The organism is Oxalobacter paeniformigenes (assembly GCF_027158465.1).
Classification (GTDB): Bacteria; Pseudomonadota; Gammaproteobacteria; order Burkholderiales; family Burkholderiaceae_D; genus Oxalobacter; species Oxalobacter paeniformigenes.
Genome location: NZ_JAMKYL010000007.1, coordinates 40,666 through 56,120 on the forward strand (window position 1 = coordinate 40,666; position 15,455 = coordinate 56,120).

Sequence of the window (15,455 nt, forward strand, 5' to 3'; positions counted from 1 at the left end):
GAAATATGGCTATCCAGTGGTTTCCGGGGCACATGAATGCCGCCCGCCGGAAAGCGGCAGAGACGATGGAAATGACCGATCTGGTGATCGAGGTGCTGGACGCCCGTTTGCCTGCGGCCAGCAGCAATCCCATGGTTGAAGAATTGCGGCGGCATCGCCAGCGACCGGTACTGAAAATCCTGAACAAGAGCGATCTGGCGGATCCCGCGGTTACCCGTGCATGGCTGGATGACTTCAATGCTCGGCCCGGTGTCCATGCGGTTGCGATTTCGTGCAAGAATCCTTCGGATGTCGCGCGGATTCCGCCGTTATGCCAGAAACTGGTTCCGCACCGCAACGGGCCCGGCAAGCCGGTCAGAATCATGATTATGGGTATTCCCAATGTCGGGAAATCGACATTGATGAATATGTTGCTCAAACGGCGTGTCGCGGCGGTCGGGGACGAGCCGGCAGTCACCAAGAGCCAGCAAAGGTTGTATCTGAACAAAAATATGGTGTTGACCGATACACCGGGCATGCTGTGGCCGAAAATCGTTTATCCGGATGATGGTTATATGCTGGCGGCCAGTCATGCGGTCGGCGTGAATGCACTGATCGAGGAAGAAGTGGCTGCCTTTCTGGGAGACGTGTTGCTGGCGCGTTATCCGGAGTATTTGGCGGCACGCTACAAAATGCCTGTCGAAGGACTCGATGGTATCGGATTGACGGAAATGATCGCACGCAAGCGCGGGCTGAAAATCAGGGGCGGGGAACCGGATATCGAAAAGGGGGCGCATACGCTCTTGCAGGATTATCGTAGCGGCGCGATCGGTCGCGTCAGTCTCGAAACGCCGGAAAGCCGTCGCGTCATGCTGGAGTCGTTCGACGGCGAAAATCAGAAAACGGACAAGAATGAATGACTTGAATTTGCGGTTGCAGGGCTGAGCCTGTTTCCGATTTATAATGCATCACATGAAACCAATCGCTCCCGGAACCGTTATTTTTCATCGCTATCGCGGGTATGGCGTGCTGACGGCCGTCAATTTGCTGACAGGCTGGGTATCGGCACGTTTCGGCAATGAACAACGCAGTCTTGACCTGAACCTTTCCACGGATGAGGTTCAGCATGCCGATGGCGAACCGATTTTGTTCAGGCTGGCTGCGCCGGATCGCATGCCGCATGCGCGGCTCATGGATATGGTCAGGAAACTGCACAGTGCCGGTTACCAGCGCCTGTATCTGCACTCATGGCCACGGGAATCGGGATTGCACTGGCGCTGGCATCTTTTCACGGGGTGTCGCAACTGGTTCCAGCGCCCATGGCGCGAGGGATGGTATGGGTCAGGAGCGGATTATATTTTCAATCCGGTGATGGGATGGGGAGATGCTCCCGGAGCGACGACCGATGAACTGATCGACGCACTGTCGCGATTCGATCCCGAAGGACTGGCACAGGCGCTTGGCGAGGACGAGGAACATACACTTTGGTTCAGCCGCGTGTGCAAGGCGTTGTTGCCGGGATATATGTACAGCCTTGAAAAGCGTCTGAATCCGAATGGCTCGTTTTCGGATGTCTTGCCGGTTTATCCCGTTCGGCAAGGATTGCCCCCCTATGATGGCCCCTCTTTGCCCTGTCCGCCCGGGTGGAACAAAAAGTATCGTACCGATCCCGTTGTGAGGGATTATTTCTGCTGTTTCTGACAAGGTGCAAAATGACGCTGCATGTTATTGCCACTGGCGGAACTTTTGAAAAACATTACGATGAAATCAGCGGTCGGCTGGTTTTCGGCGACAGTCATGTTCCGGCGATCCTCAGGCGCGCCCGTTTTTCGGTGCCCTATACTTTCGAGACAGTATGCATGCTGGATTCGCTGGATATGCAGGATACCGATCGTGTGAAGATCCTCGATGCCTGTTCATCGGCGGCGGCCGGAAGTATCGTAGTCGTGCACGGTACCGATACGATGCGGGAAACGGCACTCGTACTGGGAGAAGCATCACTGGGCAAAACGATCGTCCTGACCGGTGCGATGATACCCTACGAATTCGACAACTCGGACGCGTTGTTCAATTTCGGTTTTGCGGCAGGTGCAGCGCAGTTGTTGCCGCACGGTGTTTATGTGGCGATGAACGGCAGGATTTTCGACTGGCGGCATGTCCGAAAAAACCGTCAGGAAGGTTGTTTTGAAGCGGTTTGAAGTTGATTTGATAACAATACATTTTTGGATTGGTTTGCAATGAATATCGTTATTCTGGCTGCCGGCATGGGCAAACGCATGCATTCGTCGCTTCCCAAGGTCTTGCATACTCTGGCAGGGAAAGCCATGCTGGAACATGTCATCACGACGGCAAGAACATTGAACCCCGAAAAACTCGTGGTCGTCTGCGGTCATGGCGGCGAGACGGTGCGCCAGAAAATCGCGGCGCCTGATCTGGTCTATGTAACGCAGCAGCCGCAGCTGGGAACGGGACACGCGGTCATGCAGGCAGTGCCCGAACTGGATGAAACCGTGCCGACACTGGTTCTGTACGGCGATGTACCACTGATCGGTGCCGCATCGCTGGCACGTCTGGCTGAAGCGGCAGGCAAGGACAAACTGGGCATTCTGACAGTCGAGATGGAAGACCCCACCGGTTACGGGCGGATTATTCGCGAAAAGGGAAAAATACGGCGTATCGTCGAGCAAAAGGATGGCAACGCAGAAGAACTGGCGGTACGTGAAATCAATACCGGCATTATGGTCGTGCCGACGGTTCCGCTCAAACGCTGGCTTGCCGCATTGACGAACGACAATGCGCAAGGCGAATATTATCTGACCGATATCGTCGCGAAAGCCGTTGAGGAAAATATCGACATTGTCTCGGTACAGCCAGGCAAGCTTTGGGAAACGCTTGGCGTCAACAGCAAGAGCCAGCTGGCGGCGCTTGAACGGATCTATCAGCGGAATGTGGCTGCCGCGTTGCTGGAAAGTGGCGTCGGTCTGGCCGATCCGGCACGTATCGATGTCCGTGGTACCCTGCGTTGCGGAAGAGATGTTTTCATCGATGTCAACTGTGTTTTCGAAGGTGATGTCGTGCTGGCGGACGGTGTGTCGGTCGGGGCGAATTGCGTGATCAGAAACAGTACCGTCAGTGAGGGGGCGGAAATCCGTCCGTTCTGTCATATGGACGGCGCGACGGTCGGCGCAGGATCGCTGATCGGCCCCTATGCCCGGTTGCGTCCGGGGGCCGATCTGGGCGAAGAAGTGCATATCGGCAATTTCGTCGAAGTCAAGAACAGCCATATCGCTGCTCAAAGCAAGGCGAATCATCTGGCCTATGTCGGTGATTCCACCGTCGGCAGCCGGGTCAATATCGGTGCAGGCGCGATCACCTGCAATTACGATGGTGCCAACAAGCACCGGACGGTTATCGAGGATGATGCCTTTATCGGGACGAATTGCGAGCTGGTCGCACCGGTCAAGGTCGGCAGTGGCGCGACGATCGGTGCAGGCACCACGTTGACCAAGGATGTGCCTGCAGGATCGCTGACGGTATCCAGAACACGGCAGACTACGATAAATGACTGGAAAAGACCGGTAAAATCCAAAAAATGACGTCTTTTTCCGTAAAAATTGACCGACCGCAGCTTTTTGAAAATTGGCTTCGGCAAAGTGCCTAAATCGCCATAATTCCTGTTATATTGTCAAAAGGGACGCCTTTGCACAGCAAAGGCGGTTTCTCCTGTTGAAATAAAGTTTTACCGTATTGATACAGTATCGGTATTTCTGTTTCAGTACGGTTGTCGTTCACTCGCCATTACCTGAATCATCGGAATTTGGATCCTGCCGCGTCCGGCAAAATCCGGATACCAAAGAACAGAAAGGAAATGAATATGGGTATGAATGCGGAAAAGCCAGACCAGAATGCAGGACCACTTTCTCCTGACATGCTGCGCAAAATCAACGATTACTTCAACGCGGCCAATTACCTCTCGGTCGGACAGATTTACTTGTACGACAATCCATTGCTGAAAAAACCGCTGTCGCCGGAAGATATCAAGCCGCGATTGCTGGGACACTGGGGAACGACTCCAGGTCTGAATTTCATTTATGTGCATATGAACCGGGTCATCAAAAAGTATGATCTGGACATGATTTTTGTGACGGGGCCCGGACACGGCGGTCCGGCGCTTGTGGCCAATACCTATCTGGAAGGAACCTACAGCGAGTTTTACCCGAATGTTTCGGAAGATGAAGAGGGGATGAAAAAACTGTTCACGCAGTTTTCGTTCCCGGGAGGCATTCCGAGCCATACGGCAGCCGAAACGCCCGGTTCGATTCACGAAGGCGGTGAGCTGGGGTATGCGCTTTCCCACGCCTATGGTGCCGCATTCGACAATCCCGATCTGATCGTGACCTGTGTGGTCGGGGATGGCGAGGCCGAAACCGGGCCGCTGGCGACAGGATGGCATTCCAACAAATTCATCAATCCCGTATATGACGGTGCCGTATTGCCGATTTTGCATCTGAACGACGGCAAGATCGCCGGCCCGACTGTGCTGGGCCGTATTCCGCCGGAAGAACTGGATGCGTTGATGCGTGGTTATGGCTATGAACCGTATTATGTGGAAGGCTCAGATCCGATGGTCATGCATCAGAAGATGGCGGCCACACTGGATATCGTGATTCCGAAAATCCGTCAGATACAGGCCGAGGCGCGCGCAAACGGATTCACCACACGACCGAAGTGGCCGATGATCGTGCTGCGCAGCCCGAAAGGATGGACCGGCCCGAAGGTCGTTGACGGCTTGCAGATCGAAGGGACGTTCCGTTCGCATCAGGTACCGGTCAATGAAGTCAGAACCAATCCGGAACATTTGAAAATTCTGAATGACTGGCTCTTGAGCTACAAACCGCAAGAGCTTTTCGACGAGCATGGCAAGCTAAGGCCTGAACTGGCGGAACTGGCGCCGAAAGGCAACCGGCGCATGGGGGCCAATCCGCATGCCAACGGCGGGGTTTTGCTGCGTGAATTGCGTATGCCGGATTTCCGGAAATATGCCGTCGATGTTCCGTCGCCGGGTGTTGTCGTGGCCGAAAGTACACGGGTTCAGGGCAACATGATCCGTGATGTTTTCGTTCTGAATGAGGAATCAAGGAATTTCAGGGTATTCTGTCCGGATGAAACGTCTTCCAACCGCTGGAATGCCGTATTCGAAGTCACCGAACGGGCATCCATGGACGAAATCAAGCCGACGGACGACAAGGTATCGCATACCGGACGTGTGCTGGAAATGCTGTCGGAACATCAGTGCGAAGGCTGGCTGGAAGGGTACATCCTGACGGGGCGTCACGGCTTTTTCCCGTGCTATGAAGCATTTATCCACGTGGTGGATTCCATGTTCAACCAACATGCGAAATGGCTGGAAGTCTGCCGACATATCCCATGGCGTCGCCCGGTTGCCTCGCTCAACTATCTGCTGACGTCGCATGTCTGGAGGCAGGATCATAACGGCTTGAGTCACCAGAATCCGGGTTTCATCGATCTGGTGATGAACAAGAAAGCCGATATCACCCGCGTGTATCTGCCACCTGACGCCAACTGCCTGTTGTCAGTGACCGATCACTGCCTGCGGAGCAGGCATCGTATCAATGTGATTGTTGCCGGCAAACAGCCTGCCTTGCAGTATCTGACGATGGACGAAGCCATCCGGCATTGCACGGCCGGTATCGGTATCTGGGAGTGGGCAAGTAACGACAAGGGGTCTGAACCCGATGTCGTGATGGCATGTTGCGGCGATGTCCCGACACTGGAAACGCTGGCCGCAGTCAAGATCCTGCGTGAACATATTCCCGAGCTGAAGATCAGGGTGATCAATATCGTCAACCTGATGACCTTGCAGCAGCCGGCTGATCATCCCAATGGCTTGTCCGACAGGGAATTCGATGTACTGTTCACCAAGGACAAACCGGTCATTTTCGCCTATCACGGTTATCCATGGCTGATTCACCGGTTGACTTATCGCCGGACGAATCACAAGAATTTCCATGTACGTGGCTACAAGGAAGAAGGAACGACGACCACACCGTTCGACATGGTGGTGATGAACGATCTGGACCGTTATCATCTGGCCGGAGATGTGATCGATCGCTTGCCCAGTCTGGGAGCGAAAGCTGCCTATACGAAGCAGTATTTGCGTAACCGGTTGCTGGAACACAAGGCCTATGTTTACCAGTATGGTGAGGATATGCCGGAAATCAGGGACTGGAACTGGGCGGACGGTAAGTCCTGATACCTGTCTGATGGCAGGCATGGAAGCAAAAAAACGCACGCTCCGTGGGGCGTGCGTTTTTTTGTCACCCATCATCGAACCATGGCGGTCACTGTGCGTTTTTTTCGGCGCAGTATTGGGTAAAACCCCGTTTTCTCAGCATACATGCCGGGCATTTGCCGCACCCGTAGCCCCATTCGTGCAATTGGTCATGCGTACCCATGTAGCAGGTATGCGTGTCCTGAACGATCAGATCGACCAGTGACTGGCCGCCTAGATCGAAGGCGAGTTGCCATGTTTCTTTCTTGTTTTTCCACATGAGCGGTGTCACGAGATTCAGACGGGTATCCATGCCGATGTTCAGGGCGACCTGAAGGGCCTTGATCGCATCGTCCCGGCAATCGGGGTAACCGGAAAAGTCGGTTTCGCACATACCACCGACCAGAACATTCAGGCCACGGCGATACGCCAGCATGGCGGCGACAGTCAGAAACATCAGGTTTCGCCCCGGAACGAAGGTATTGGGCAATCCGTTTTCCATCATGCGGATTTCCATATCAGCCGTCATGGCGGTTTCCGATATGTCACTGATCAGAGAAAGATCGCAAATGTGATCGGGACCAAGTTCGCCAGGCCAGTCAATGGCGAAACGACGCATTTTTTCAAGAATTTTCGGGCGGACATCGAGTTCGACGGCATGCCGTTGGCCGTAACGGAAACCGATGGTTTCGACTGTGTCATAATGGTTCAGTGCCCAGGCAAGGCATGTCGTCGAATCCTGGCCACCGCTGAAAAGCACCAGCGCTTTTTTCACTGGTGCGGTAGTGTGAGTATCGAGAGGAGCGTTCATTCTGTATCAAAAACAATAGGGGATGGCACAAAAACCATGTCATCCTGCGTGATTTCCGGATGCTATACAATGTCGGGCTTTTCCGGTTTATTGAAATATATTAAACGATTTGAACAGGAACGCATGATTGTACGGCCGGTCGGCTAATATGCCATTATTCATGGCAAAATGGTTCGGCGATCATTTATGTCCAGCATGATGGTAAATTTCAGTTACTGCAAAGCGGCACGTATGACGGTGTACTGGCTGCGTTTATGTTTCGCAGGTCTGATAGTGTTCTGGCTGGGCGCTTGTATGTCTGCATCACATGCGGCGCCATTGCCCTATGATGTGGAGATCAGGGCGCCGGAAGCGATCCGCACCCTGTTGAAACAGAATCTCGAGCTGATCCGGTGGCAGGGTGACAAGCAGATCGATGCCTTGCAGCTGCGCCGTTTTTATCGGAATACACCAGACGAAATCCGGCATTTGCTGGAGACGGAAGGCTATTATTCTCCGGTCGTGAAAATGGATATGCAACCGTCAGGTGATCAGGGGAAACACGTCGTCATCGACGTCAAGCCCGGCAAGCCGGTGAAGGTCGCGGTTGTCGATATCAAATTTACGGGGGCGATCGCCACTCAGGAAGCGTCATTGCGACCTGATGTCGAGCAATTGAGAAAAGAATGGCAGTTGCCTGCCGGTTCGGTCTTCCGAATGGCAGACTGGGAAGCAGCAAAGGTCGCCTTGCTCAAACAGGTGACGTCGGTGCGTTATCCACGGGCGGAACTGGAAGATTCGCAAGCTATCGTCGATCCGGAAACAGACAAGGTGACTCTGAAAGTCGTGATAAACAGCGGTAAACCGGTGACATTCGGACCGATCAGGATTGTCGGGCTGCAGCGTTATGGCGAGGATGTCATCATGGGGCAACGTCCGGTCAAGGTCGGTTCGACATATCGCGAAAATGCCTTGCTGAACTGGCAGTCACGTCTTCAGGATACCGGTTATTTCCGTTCGGTCGAAGTGTCGGCCGATCTTGAATCCGGACTGGATGAAGTGCCGGTAACCGTCACTGTGGTGGAAAACATGAAAAAACATGTTTCCGTCGGTATCGGTTACAGTACGGATACGGCAGAGCGTATCAGCCTGTCGTATGACAATCTGCATTTGTTCGGCAGGGATTATAAACTGAACAGTTCAGTCGTCTTGCAATCGAAGCAACGTACCGCCAAGGCCGATGTGTATTTGCCGCCATCGATGGAGGGCGTCAGGGACAGTTTCGGTGTCATGTATGACCGTTCCGAAATCGAGGGGGAAGACACGCGGGTCGTCGGCGCCAATATCAGACGGGCGTGGGGAACGCCGCGTTTCGAGAAGTATGTTCGTGCCGAATATCTGAATGAACATACCCGGATCGACGGGGCCGACGGTCAGCAAAGTCAGGCCATGCCGGTAACGTTCGGTGTCATCATCAGGCGTCTCAACAACCGGCTGGCACCGACAAAGGGCTATGCCGTGGAAGCACAGACAGGAGTTGCCGTCGAGCCGTTGCTGACGGACAAGTCGTTTATCCGGAGTTATTTCAAGGGGTTGCGTTTGCAGACGGTTAGCGAGAACAGCCATCTTGTTTTGCGCGGAGAGCTAGGTGCCGTTTTTTCCGACGGCAAGAGCGGCATTCCCTCGACACTTATGTTCCGTGCAGGTGGCGACCAGTCGGTACGCGGATATGCCTATGAAAGTCTGGGGGTACGGGAAGGCGATGCCATTGTCGGCGGGCGTTATCTGGCTGTCGCCAGTGTGGAATATCAGTATTATTTCTTGCGGAACTGGGGCGTAGCCTTTTTCGTCGATGCAGGCAATGCCGGCGATACGGTCAGCGAACTTGATCCTGCTGTCGGTTACGGTATCGGTGGCCGCTGGCGGAGTCCTGCCGGACCGGTTGGCGTCGATCTGGCCTACGGCGAGAGAACCGGCAATTTCCGTTTACATTTTTCACTGGGATTTACTTTCTAATGCGACGTCGTTTTCTGATCTGGTTGTTGATCCCGCTGTTTGTGCTGGGAGGATTCATCTGGCTGGCAAGCCAGGAATGGACGTTGCAGTGGATCGCGGGAAAGGTCGTACAGGCAGGCGGTGGCCATATCGAAATCGAAGGAGTATCCGGCACGCTGGTCAATTCGCTCGAAGTCGAAAAGATATCTTTTTCCAGTCCTGAAAAGGATATCGAGATCGATAGTCTGGTGCTGGTCTGGAATCCATGGAAGCTCTTGCGGGGTGAAATCGATATCGGACGGATTGCGGCGGAACGTATTGCCGTCGATATGAAACAGTCGTCCGATGAGCCATTTGTCTTGCCGGATTCACTGGCGCCCCCTCTGGCGATTCGTGTCGCACAGGTGGAGGCGGGTGTCGTGTCGCTGGCAAAGGCCGGTATCGGCATATCGCTGGAACAAGTGCATTTTTCGCTGGTTTCCGACGAAAAGGCATGGCGTCTGGATGATTTCGGTTTCGACAGTCCGTTTGGCAATGCCACGATCCAGATCGAACTCGGTATGGCAAAGCCCCACATGATCGATGGCACTATCCGGTTCGAAAACAGCCTGAACGGTGCGCGTGCGGATGTAGTGCTTGGCGGCAGTCTGGAAAGACTGGCGGTTGGCGGGATACTCGACGGGTATGGTGCGGCGGGAAAACTGGATGCCGTCGTTACCCCGTTTGCGGGATTTCCTTTCGAATCGGTCAGACTGGATGCCAGGGGAATTGATCCGTCAGTGATCCAGTCGTCATGGCCACAGGCATTGCTTGATGCACAGGTCGATGTGGCGGCCGGTGGAGGGCAAACCGTAAAGGGACAGGTATCGGTTCAAAACAGAAAAGCCGGTTCCATCGACAGTAACCGGATTCCTGTTCGTTTTCTGGGGGGAAAAATCGGAGGACTAATCGATCGGATCACGCTGAGCGATATCGTGCTGGATTTCGGCAAAGCGGGAAGATTCGACGGTAACGGACTGTTTTCGGCGGAACGCACGGAAGTGATGCTGGCGACGACACGGTTTGATTTGCATGAAATCAGTTCTGTCATCCGCCAGACGCATGTCGGAGGAAACATTCGCTTCATCGAATCAGAAGGAATACAGGAATTTCGCCTGAATCTCAATGAACGGGCGATTCGCTTGAATGCACTGGTACGGAAAAAAGGCGATGATCTGTTGCTGGAGGATATGCTGGTCAGAGCGGATGACAGCATCTTGAAAATGACGGGCAGAATGAGTCTGGCAGAAGGCGGGGCGCTTGCACTGGATGGGCAAATCCGGCGGTTCAATTTTGCCGATTTCGGCAAATTCCCTTCATCCGATCTCAATGCCGATATCGGTATTGCCGGTACGGTGAAACCGCAACCGGATTTGCAGGTACGATACGCTTTTTTGCCGAGCCGGTTGCTGAATCAGCCATTGTCCGGTCAGGGGAGATTCCGGATTCGTGGGAAAGAGATACGTGATGCCGATTTATCGCTGGCATTGGGTGCCAATTCGCTGAAAGCGGCAGGCAACCTCGGTCAAACGGATGACAGCTTGCGTTGGGAACTGGATGCTCCCGATCTGAAGGCTTTCGGGACAGGCTGGCAAGGAACGCTCGCCGGAGATGGCGAACTGCGTGGCGTACTGGACAACTTCCGGCTTGTGATGCATTTGAACGGTTCGGAATTCCTGCTCATGGACCGTTTCGGCGCACGAAAATTGCAGGCGGATATCCGGTTCGGTATGGCGCCTCAGGACAGGATAGCGGTCGATGTCAAAATAGATGACGCGAAACTCGGTTCAGGAAACTGGAAAACGATTCGTGCGCAAGTCGACGGGACGGGGCGATCCCATACACTGCAAGCCGCAGCACAGAACGATATGTTCGACTTGTCGGCACGGGCATCCGGAGGATTTGTGTCCGGCAGTTTGTGGAAAGGGGAGCTGGAATCGCTGGAAAATCGTGGGCGATTGTCGTTTGTGCTTGTGGATGCCGTGCCGCTTACGGTCGGAGCCGATGATTTTTCGATTCGTGACATGGTGTTGAAGTTGCCGGACGGCAGGTTGACGGTCCAAAAATTCGTTCGGAAAGGCAACGTGATCGAAACATCGGGAAGCGCCAAGGCGGTTCCGCTGGCGTATTTGCTTGCGATTTCTCCCGATGCATCCGGTTCAGTCCATACTACGCTGAAGCTGGGGGCGGACTGGTCTGTCAAAACGGGTAACAGTCTGGATGGGCAGATGCATCTTTATCGCGAAAACGGCGATATCACCCTGATGGGCGACAATGTGATACAGCTTGGATTGGATACTCTTGATGTACAGATGCAGCTGTCGGGCAATACGGTCAATCTGGATGCAAGGGTTCAAAGCGGGAAAGCAGGCAATATCGCCGTTTCGGCGATGACACGGTTGACCCAGCAGGACGGAAGCTGGGGTGTCACACAAAACAGTCCGTTGCAACTGTCCGTGCATGCCGATATGCCGTCTCTGGCATGGATCGCGCCATTGGCAGGACAGCCGGATATCGAACTGGGTGGTGCGCTAGCCCTGGCCGTCAGGGGAAGCGGTACACTGGGCAATCCGGACTTGTCTGGAACGATAAACGGGAAAAATCTGGCGTTCAACTGGTTGAGTATGGGCGTCAGTTTGTCCAAAGGTGAGCTCGCGGCGGTTCTGGACGGCAATCGTTTGCAAATCAGAAAAGGCATTATTTACGGTCCACAGGGCAATATGCAGATCGGCGGTGCAGTTTTTCTGAAAAACGGGCAGCTTCAGACGGATTTGCATTTCGAGACAGACCGGTTACAGATACTTTCGGGTGTGGACAGAAAACTGTCCATAACGGGAAAAGGGCAGTTTGCACTGGATGAAAACAAATTGCAGTTGAATGGAAACTGGCGTGTCAATCAGGCGACGATCATTCTGGCAGACAGTGCCAGCGTGACATACAGCAAGGATGTGATTGTGCTGGGACGGCCGGAAAAGAAGGCCGGTCAACCGGTTCCGGTGAATTTCAATTTGACGGTCGATCTTGGCAACCAGTTTTATCTCAAGGGGAAAGGACTCGATACACGTCTGGAAGGCAAAATACAGGCTGTTTCCTCACAAGACAATCGTTTGCGGGTTTTCGGTACGATCAATACAGTCAACGGGACTTACAGCGCATTCGGTCAGAAACTCACGATCGCAAAGGGTGAAGTGATGTTCGGCGGACCGGTCGAAAATCCGACGCTGAACATTCTGGCAGTCCGGAAATTTCCGCAGACGGAAGATGTGACCGAAGTCGGGGTGTCGGTCAGAGGGTCTGCGCAGTCTCCGAAAGTCCAGCTGGTATCGACACCGGAAGTCTCGGATACGGAAAAACTGTCCTGGCTGGTATTGGGCGACAGCGGCGGAGAAAAAGGCGATGACCAGCAACGCGCAATGATCGCGACCGCTGCCGCGGCGCTGCTAAGTACGGAACAGTCGGGCGGTTTGCCTACACGACTGGCCAGTACCATCGGTTTGGACGATATCGATATTTCTTCGTCGTCCGAACTGGATGAGACGGTCTTGTCATTGACCAAGCGCATTTCGTCCCGTCTGTACCTGACGTATGAACAGGGACTGACCGGCGCGACCAACCTGATCAAGTTGCGCTATATCATTTCCAGACACCTGTCGCTTGTCGGCCAGACGGGAACCATTACCGCCGTCGATCTTTTCTATGACTGGCGGTTCGACTGATGAGGGCTTACTGAAGCGGTGCGATATTCCGGATGGTTTGCAAAAGCTTCAGGCCGCCTTCTTCATCGAACAGGATCTGAACCGGATACCAATTGTGGTCTGGCGAAAGCCATACGCGCATTTTCTGTTTTTTTCGGTCGTTTCTTGACAGTTCGACGGTTTTGATCGTGCCTAGCGGGGTGGTGAGTTCATCCTTCTTGATGACTTTGAATATCCATGGCTCGATTTTGCTGCTGCCGGCAACCGGAAAAGTCAGCGTCGTGCCCGGGACGATACGGTCAGGATCGGCTTTTGCGACAGCAGCCAGTTGCCAGACGATGCTGGCACGGTCCTGTACGGTTTCATTCAGCGGTGCCGTTTTGTCGGCGCGGAAAGTGACCGTATGGTTGACGTAATCGAAAAGCGTAGTCGTTTGAGTCTTGCGGAGCCGTTTTTCGGTATATTTTTCCGGTACCAGTCCCTGTGCATCAACTCGTCCGGTGCTGTCGGCTTCCAGAATCTTGCCGAAGAGCGATACCTTTGCCTCGTTTCGGATCGAATAGTTTTTCGCTGAAGCTTTCCATTGGATGGATGAGTTGCCGTTCAATGCCAGCCCGTTATATTCGGCTTTTACCGAGTACGACAGATCGGCGGATGGCGGGATATCGGCGGCAGTACCGGCACAAGCCCATGCAGAAATGACAAACAACGTCATCAAGGCCATAACATAGCGTATCTTTTTCATTTCGTAGTTCCCGATCGGCATGTAATAATGAACAATTACCGGCAGGTCATGCCATCCTGCCGGTAGCTGATACCCGAGAACAAAACAGGAAACAGTGACAGCTTATCATGCCGGGTACGGCCGGCATGGCATTTCCGCCGTTCTTGCGGGATTTTTTCTGCCGATGGTTGCAAGGCATGACAGATTTTCAGGATATCCGGATGGCTTCTTTTTACGAAAAAATATGTGATCGTTCCTCGATCGTGTCGAAAGTTGCCGGTTTGCCAAAACCGGTCGTGTTGACGAACGGTGTGTTCGACATTTTGCATCGCGGACATGTGACTTATCTGGAACAGGCGCGAGCCCTTGGCGCTTCGCTTGTGGTGGCCGTTAATACCGATGACTCAGTCAGGCGGCTCGGCAAGGGTGACGATCGTCCGGTCAATACCTGCGAAGACAGGATGGCGGTTCTTGCAGCACTGGAATCGGTCAGTGCGGTCGTGCCGTTCGGCGAAGATACGGCGCAGGCGATTGTTCGGGAATGCAGGCCGGATATTTATGTCAAGGGCGGTGATTACGACATGCATGTCATTCCGGAAGGGCGCGAGGTGCTTTCGTATGGCGGACAGGTCAGGGCGATTGACTTCCAGTACGATCGTTCGACGACCGCATTGCTGGAAAAAGTCAGACGCTCAAAATAAATCCGGTTCTTCCGTCCCGGCGGAGTCTGCCGCCAGTGTGCCGAAGTCGTAAAGATCACGATCCATCAGGTGTGACGGTACGACGGTGGACAGTGACGAAAAAATGTTTTCGATCCGGCCTGGATAGCGTTTTTCCCATTCACGCAGCATCATCTTGATATGGCGGCGTTGCTGGTTTTCTTTCGCGCCGCACAGGTTTTCCGGAAAGACCGGATAGTCGCGCAATGCGGCAAAACGTTCGATATCGGCTTCTCGCACATAGGTCAGCGGACGGATGACGATATGGCGACCGTCACCGGTTTTCAGTTTCGGTGGCATGCCCTTGAGTTTGGAACCGAAAAACAGATTCAGAAAGAATGTTTCCAGTACATCGTCGCGATGGTGTCCCAGCGCGATCTTGGTTGCCCCCAGCTCTCCTGCGACGCGGTAAAGAATGCCGCGCCGCAATCTGGAACAGAGGGAACAGACCGGCTTGTTTTCGGGAATCAGTCGTTCGATGATGCTGTAGGTATCCTGCGATTCGATATGGAACGGTACGTTGCGTTCCCTGAGATAGGCAGGCAGGATATCTTTGGGAAATCCGGGAAAATGCTGGTCCAGATTGACGGCGACGATATCGAAATGAACCGGCGCACGGGCCCGCAGCCCCAGCAGGATATCGAGCAGTGCGAAACTGTCCTTGCCACCGGACATGCAGACCATGACCTTGTCCTGATCCTCGATCAGGTTGAAATCACCGATGGCTTTGCCGACCTGTCGGTACAAGCGCTTTACCAGTTTGTTGTTTTCAAAGCCGGTTTTGTAAAACTGTTTGCGCGTAACCATGTCGAACCGGTGCCTGTTCAGAGATCTTCGCGGAAACGGAAGATTTCGACGCCGATGCTTTCGCAATCTTCATATACATCGGGTTTTTCCGTGGACACACGCACGGCCATGACATGCGGGTTGGCAAGCAGCATGCGTGCGACATCATCGCATAATGTCTCCTGGAGATTGATATGGCCTTTCGATGTCCGTTCGGCCAGGGTATCCCGAATGAAGGAATAATCGACCACTTCGGAGAGCTGGTCATTGACAGGTGTCGAGAGGGCCAGGGGAATATACAGGTCCACATTCACCAGCAGGCGCTGGGCGCGTTTTTTTTCGAAATCGTGGACACCGATCCGGACCGGTACCTCGTAATTGCGCAAAAAAAGTCTGCGGCAATTGATCAGTTTGGGATGAAGAAGTGTATGCATGG

12 protein-coding genes are annotated in these 15,455 nt (G+C 53.7%); 8 read left to right on the forward strand and 4 right to left on the reverse strand.

Features of this window, described 5'->3' with window-relative positions; all coding sequences use genetic code 11:
- The first annotated feature begins 5 nt into the window (after positions 1–5).
- The 5 genes from ylqF to NAI64_RS08085 all read left to right on the forward strand — a co-directional run bounded on the left by ylqF (position 6) and on the right by NAI64_RS08085 (position 6,253).
- The gene (ylqF, locus tag NAI64_RS08065) at positions 6–899 is read left to right on the forward strand and encodes a ribosome biogenesis GTPase YlqF (protein WP_269299449.1); all 894 of its coding nucleotides are present in this window, start codon (positions 6–8) and stop codon (positions 897–899) included.
- A gap of 52 nt (positions 900–951) precedes the next feature.
- Complete coding sequence (locus tag NAI64_RS08070) at positions 952–1,680, forward strand: L-asparaginase (RefSeq protein ID WP_269299450.1); 729 nt, start codon at positions 952–954, stop codon at positions 1,678–1,680.
- An 11-nt stretch (positions 1,681–1,691) separates the two neighbouring features.
- Positions 1,692–2,177 carry an asparaginase domain-containing protein gene (locus NAI64_RS08075; RefSeq protein WP_269299451.1) on the forward strand — a complete coding sequence of 162 codons (486 nt, stop codon included), beginning with the start codon at positions 1,692–1,694 and terminating at the stop codon, positions 2,175–2,177.
- A gap of 39 nt (positions 2,178–2,216) precedes the next feature.
- Positions 2,217–3,575 carry a bifunctional UDP-N-acetylglucosamine diphosphorylase/glucosamine-1-phosphate N-acetyltransferase GlmU gene (glmU, locus tag NAI64_RS08080; protein WP_269299452.1) on the forward strand — a complete coding sequence of 453 codons (1,359 nt, stop codon included), beginning with the start codon at positions 2,217–2,219 and terminating at the stop codon, positions 3,573–3,575.
- A gap of 284 nt (positions 3,576–3,859) precedes the next feature.
- Positions 3,860–6,253 (forward strand): phosphoketolase family protein, encoded by a 2,394-nt coding sequence (locus tag NAI64_RS08085; protein WP_269299499.1) that lies wholly within the window; start codon positions 3,860–3,862, stop codon positions 6,251–6,253.
- 88 nt (positions 6,254–6,341) lie between these two features.
- On the opposite strand, the gene queC is transcribed toward NAI64_RS08085, so the two are convergent.
- Positions 6,342–7,082, reverse strand: a complete 741-nt coding sequence (queC, locus tag NAI64_RS08090; protein ID WP_269299455.1) for a 7-cyano-7-deazaguanine synthase QueC — start codon at positions 7,080–7,082, stop codon at positions 6,342–6,344.
- Between the two features lie 294 nt (positions 7,083–7,376).
- Here queC and NAI64_RS08095 point away from each other — a divergent pair, with 294 nt between their 5' ends.
- Complete coding sequence (locus NAI64_RS08095) at positions 7,377–9,077, forward strand: autotransporter assembly complex protein TamA (protein WP_269299457.1); 1,701 nt, start codon at positions 7,377–7,379, stop codon at positions 9,075–9,077.
- Complete coding sequence (locus NAI64_RS08100) at positions 9,077–12,811, forward strand: translocation/assembly module TamB domain-containing protein (protein WP_269299459.1); 3,735 nt, start codon at positions 9,077–9,079, stop codon at positions 12,809–12,811. The genes NAI64_RS08095 and NAI64_RS08100 overlap by 1 nt, the downstream gene beginning before the upstream one ends.
- A gap of 7 nt (positions 12,812–12,818) precedes the next feature.
- On the opposite strand, the gene NAI64_RS08105 is transcribed toward NAI64_RS08100, so the two are convergent.
- Positions 12,819–13,535, reverse strand: coding sequence for a DUF3108 domain-containing protein (locus tag NAI64_RS08105; protein WP_269299461.1), 717 nt, complete (start codon positions 13,533–13,535; stop codon positions 12,819–12,821).
- Positions 13,536–13,735: 200 nt separating this feature from the next.
- On the opposite strand from NAI64_RS08105, the gene rfaE2 reads away from it, so the two are divergent.
- Positions 13,736–14,215 (forward strand): D-glycero-beta-D-manno-heptose 1-phosphate adenylyltransferase, encoded by a 480-nt coding sequence (rfaE2, locus tag NAI64_RS08110; protein WP_269299463.1) that lies wholly within the window; start codon positions 13,736–13,738, stop codon positions 14,213–14,215.
- Here the strand turns inward: rfaE2 and ttcA are convergent.
- Complete coding sequence (gene ttcA / locus NAI64_RS08115) at positions 14,207–15,040, reverse strand: tRNA 2-thiocytidine(32) synthetase TtcA (RefSeq protein ID WP_269299465.1); 834 nt, start codon at positions 15,038–15,040, stop codon at positions 14,207–14,209. The two genes, rfaE2 and ttcA, sit on opposite strands and share 9 nt — an antisense overlap.
- Before the next feature lie 17 nt (positions 15,041–15,057).
- Positions 15,058–15,453 (reverse strand): dihydroneopterin aldolase, encoded by a 396-nt coding sequence (locus tag NAI64_RS08120; RefSeq protein ID WP_269299467.1) that lies wholly within the window; start codon positions 15,451–15,453, stop codon positions 15,058–15,060.
- Positions 15,454–15,455: the final 2 nt, after the last annotated feature.

Coding starts and splice junctions, on each gene's coding strand:
- ylqF (WP_269299449.1), top strand. CDS start 6: ATGGCTATCCAGTGGTTTCCGGGGCACATGAATGCCGCCCGCCGGAAA.
- NAI64_RS08070 (WP_269299450.1), top strand. CDS start 952: ATGAAACCAATCGCTCCCGGAACCGTTATTTTTCATCGCTATCGCGGG.
- NAI64_RS08075 (WP_269299451.1), top strand. CDS start 1,692: ATGACGCTGCATGTTATTGCCACTGGCGGAACTTTTGAAAAACATTAC.
- glmU (WP_269299452.1), top strand. CDS start 2,217: ATGAATATCGTTATTCTGGCTGCCGGCATGGGCAAACGCATGCATTCG.
- NAI64_RS08085 (WP_269299499.1), top strand. CDS start 3,860: ATGAATGCGGAAAAGCCAGACCAGAATGCAGGACCACTTTCTCCTGAC.
- queC (WP_269299455.1), bottom strand. CDS start 7,082: ATGAACGCTCCTCTCGATACTCACACTACCGCACCAGTGAAAAAAGCG.
- NAI64_RS08095 (WP_269299457.1), top strand. CDS start 7,377: ATGTCTGCATCACATGCGGCGCCATTGCCCTATGATGTGGAGATCAGG.
- NAI64_RS08100 (WP_269299459.1), top strand. CDS start 9,077: ATGCGACGTCGTTTTCTGATCTGGTTGTTGATCCCGCTGTTTGTGCTG.
- NAI64_RS08105 (WP_269299461.1), bottom strand. CDS start 13,535: ATGAAAAAGATACGCTATGTTATGGCCTTGATGACGTTGTTTGTCATT.
- rfaE2 (WP_269299463.1), top strand. CDS start 13,736: ATGGCTTCTTTTTACGAAAAAATATGTGATCGTTCCTCGATCGTGTCG.
- ttcA (WP_269299465.1), bottom strand. CDS start 15,040: ATGGTTACGCGCAAACAGTTTTACAAAACCGGCTTTGAAAACAACAAA.
- NAI64_RS08120 (WP_269299467.1), bottom strand. CDS start 15,453: ATGCATACACTTCTTCATCCCAAACTGATCAATTGCCGCAGACTTTTT.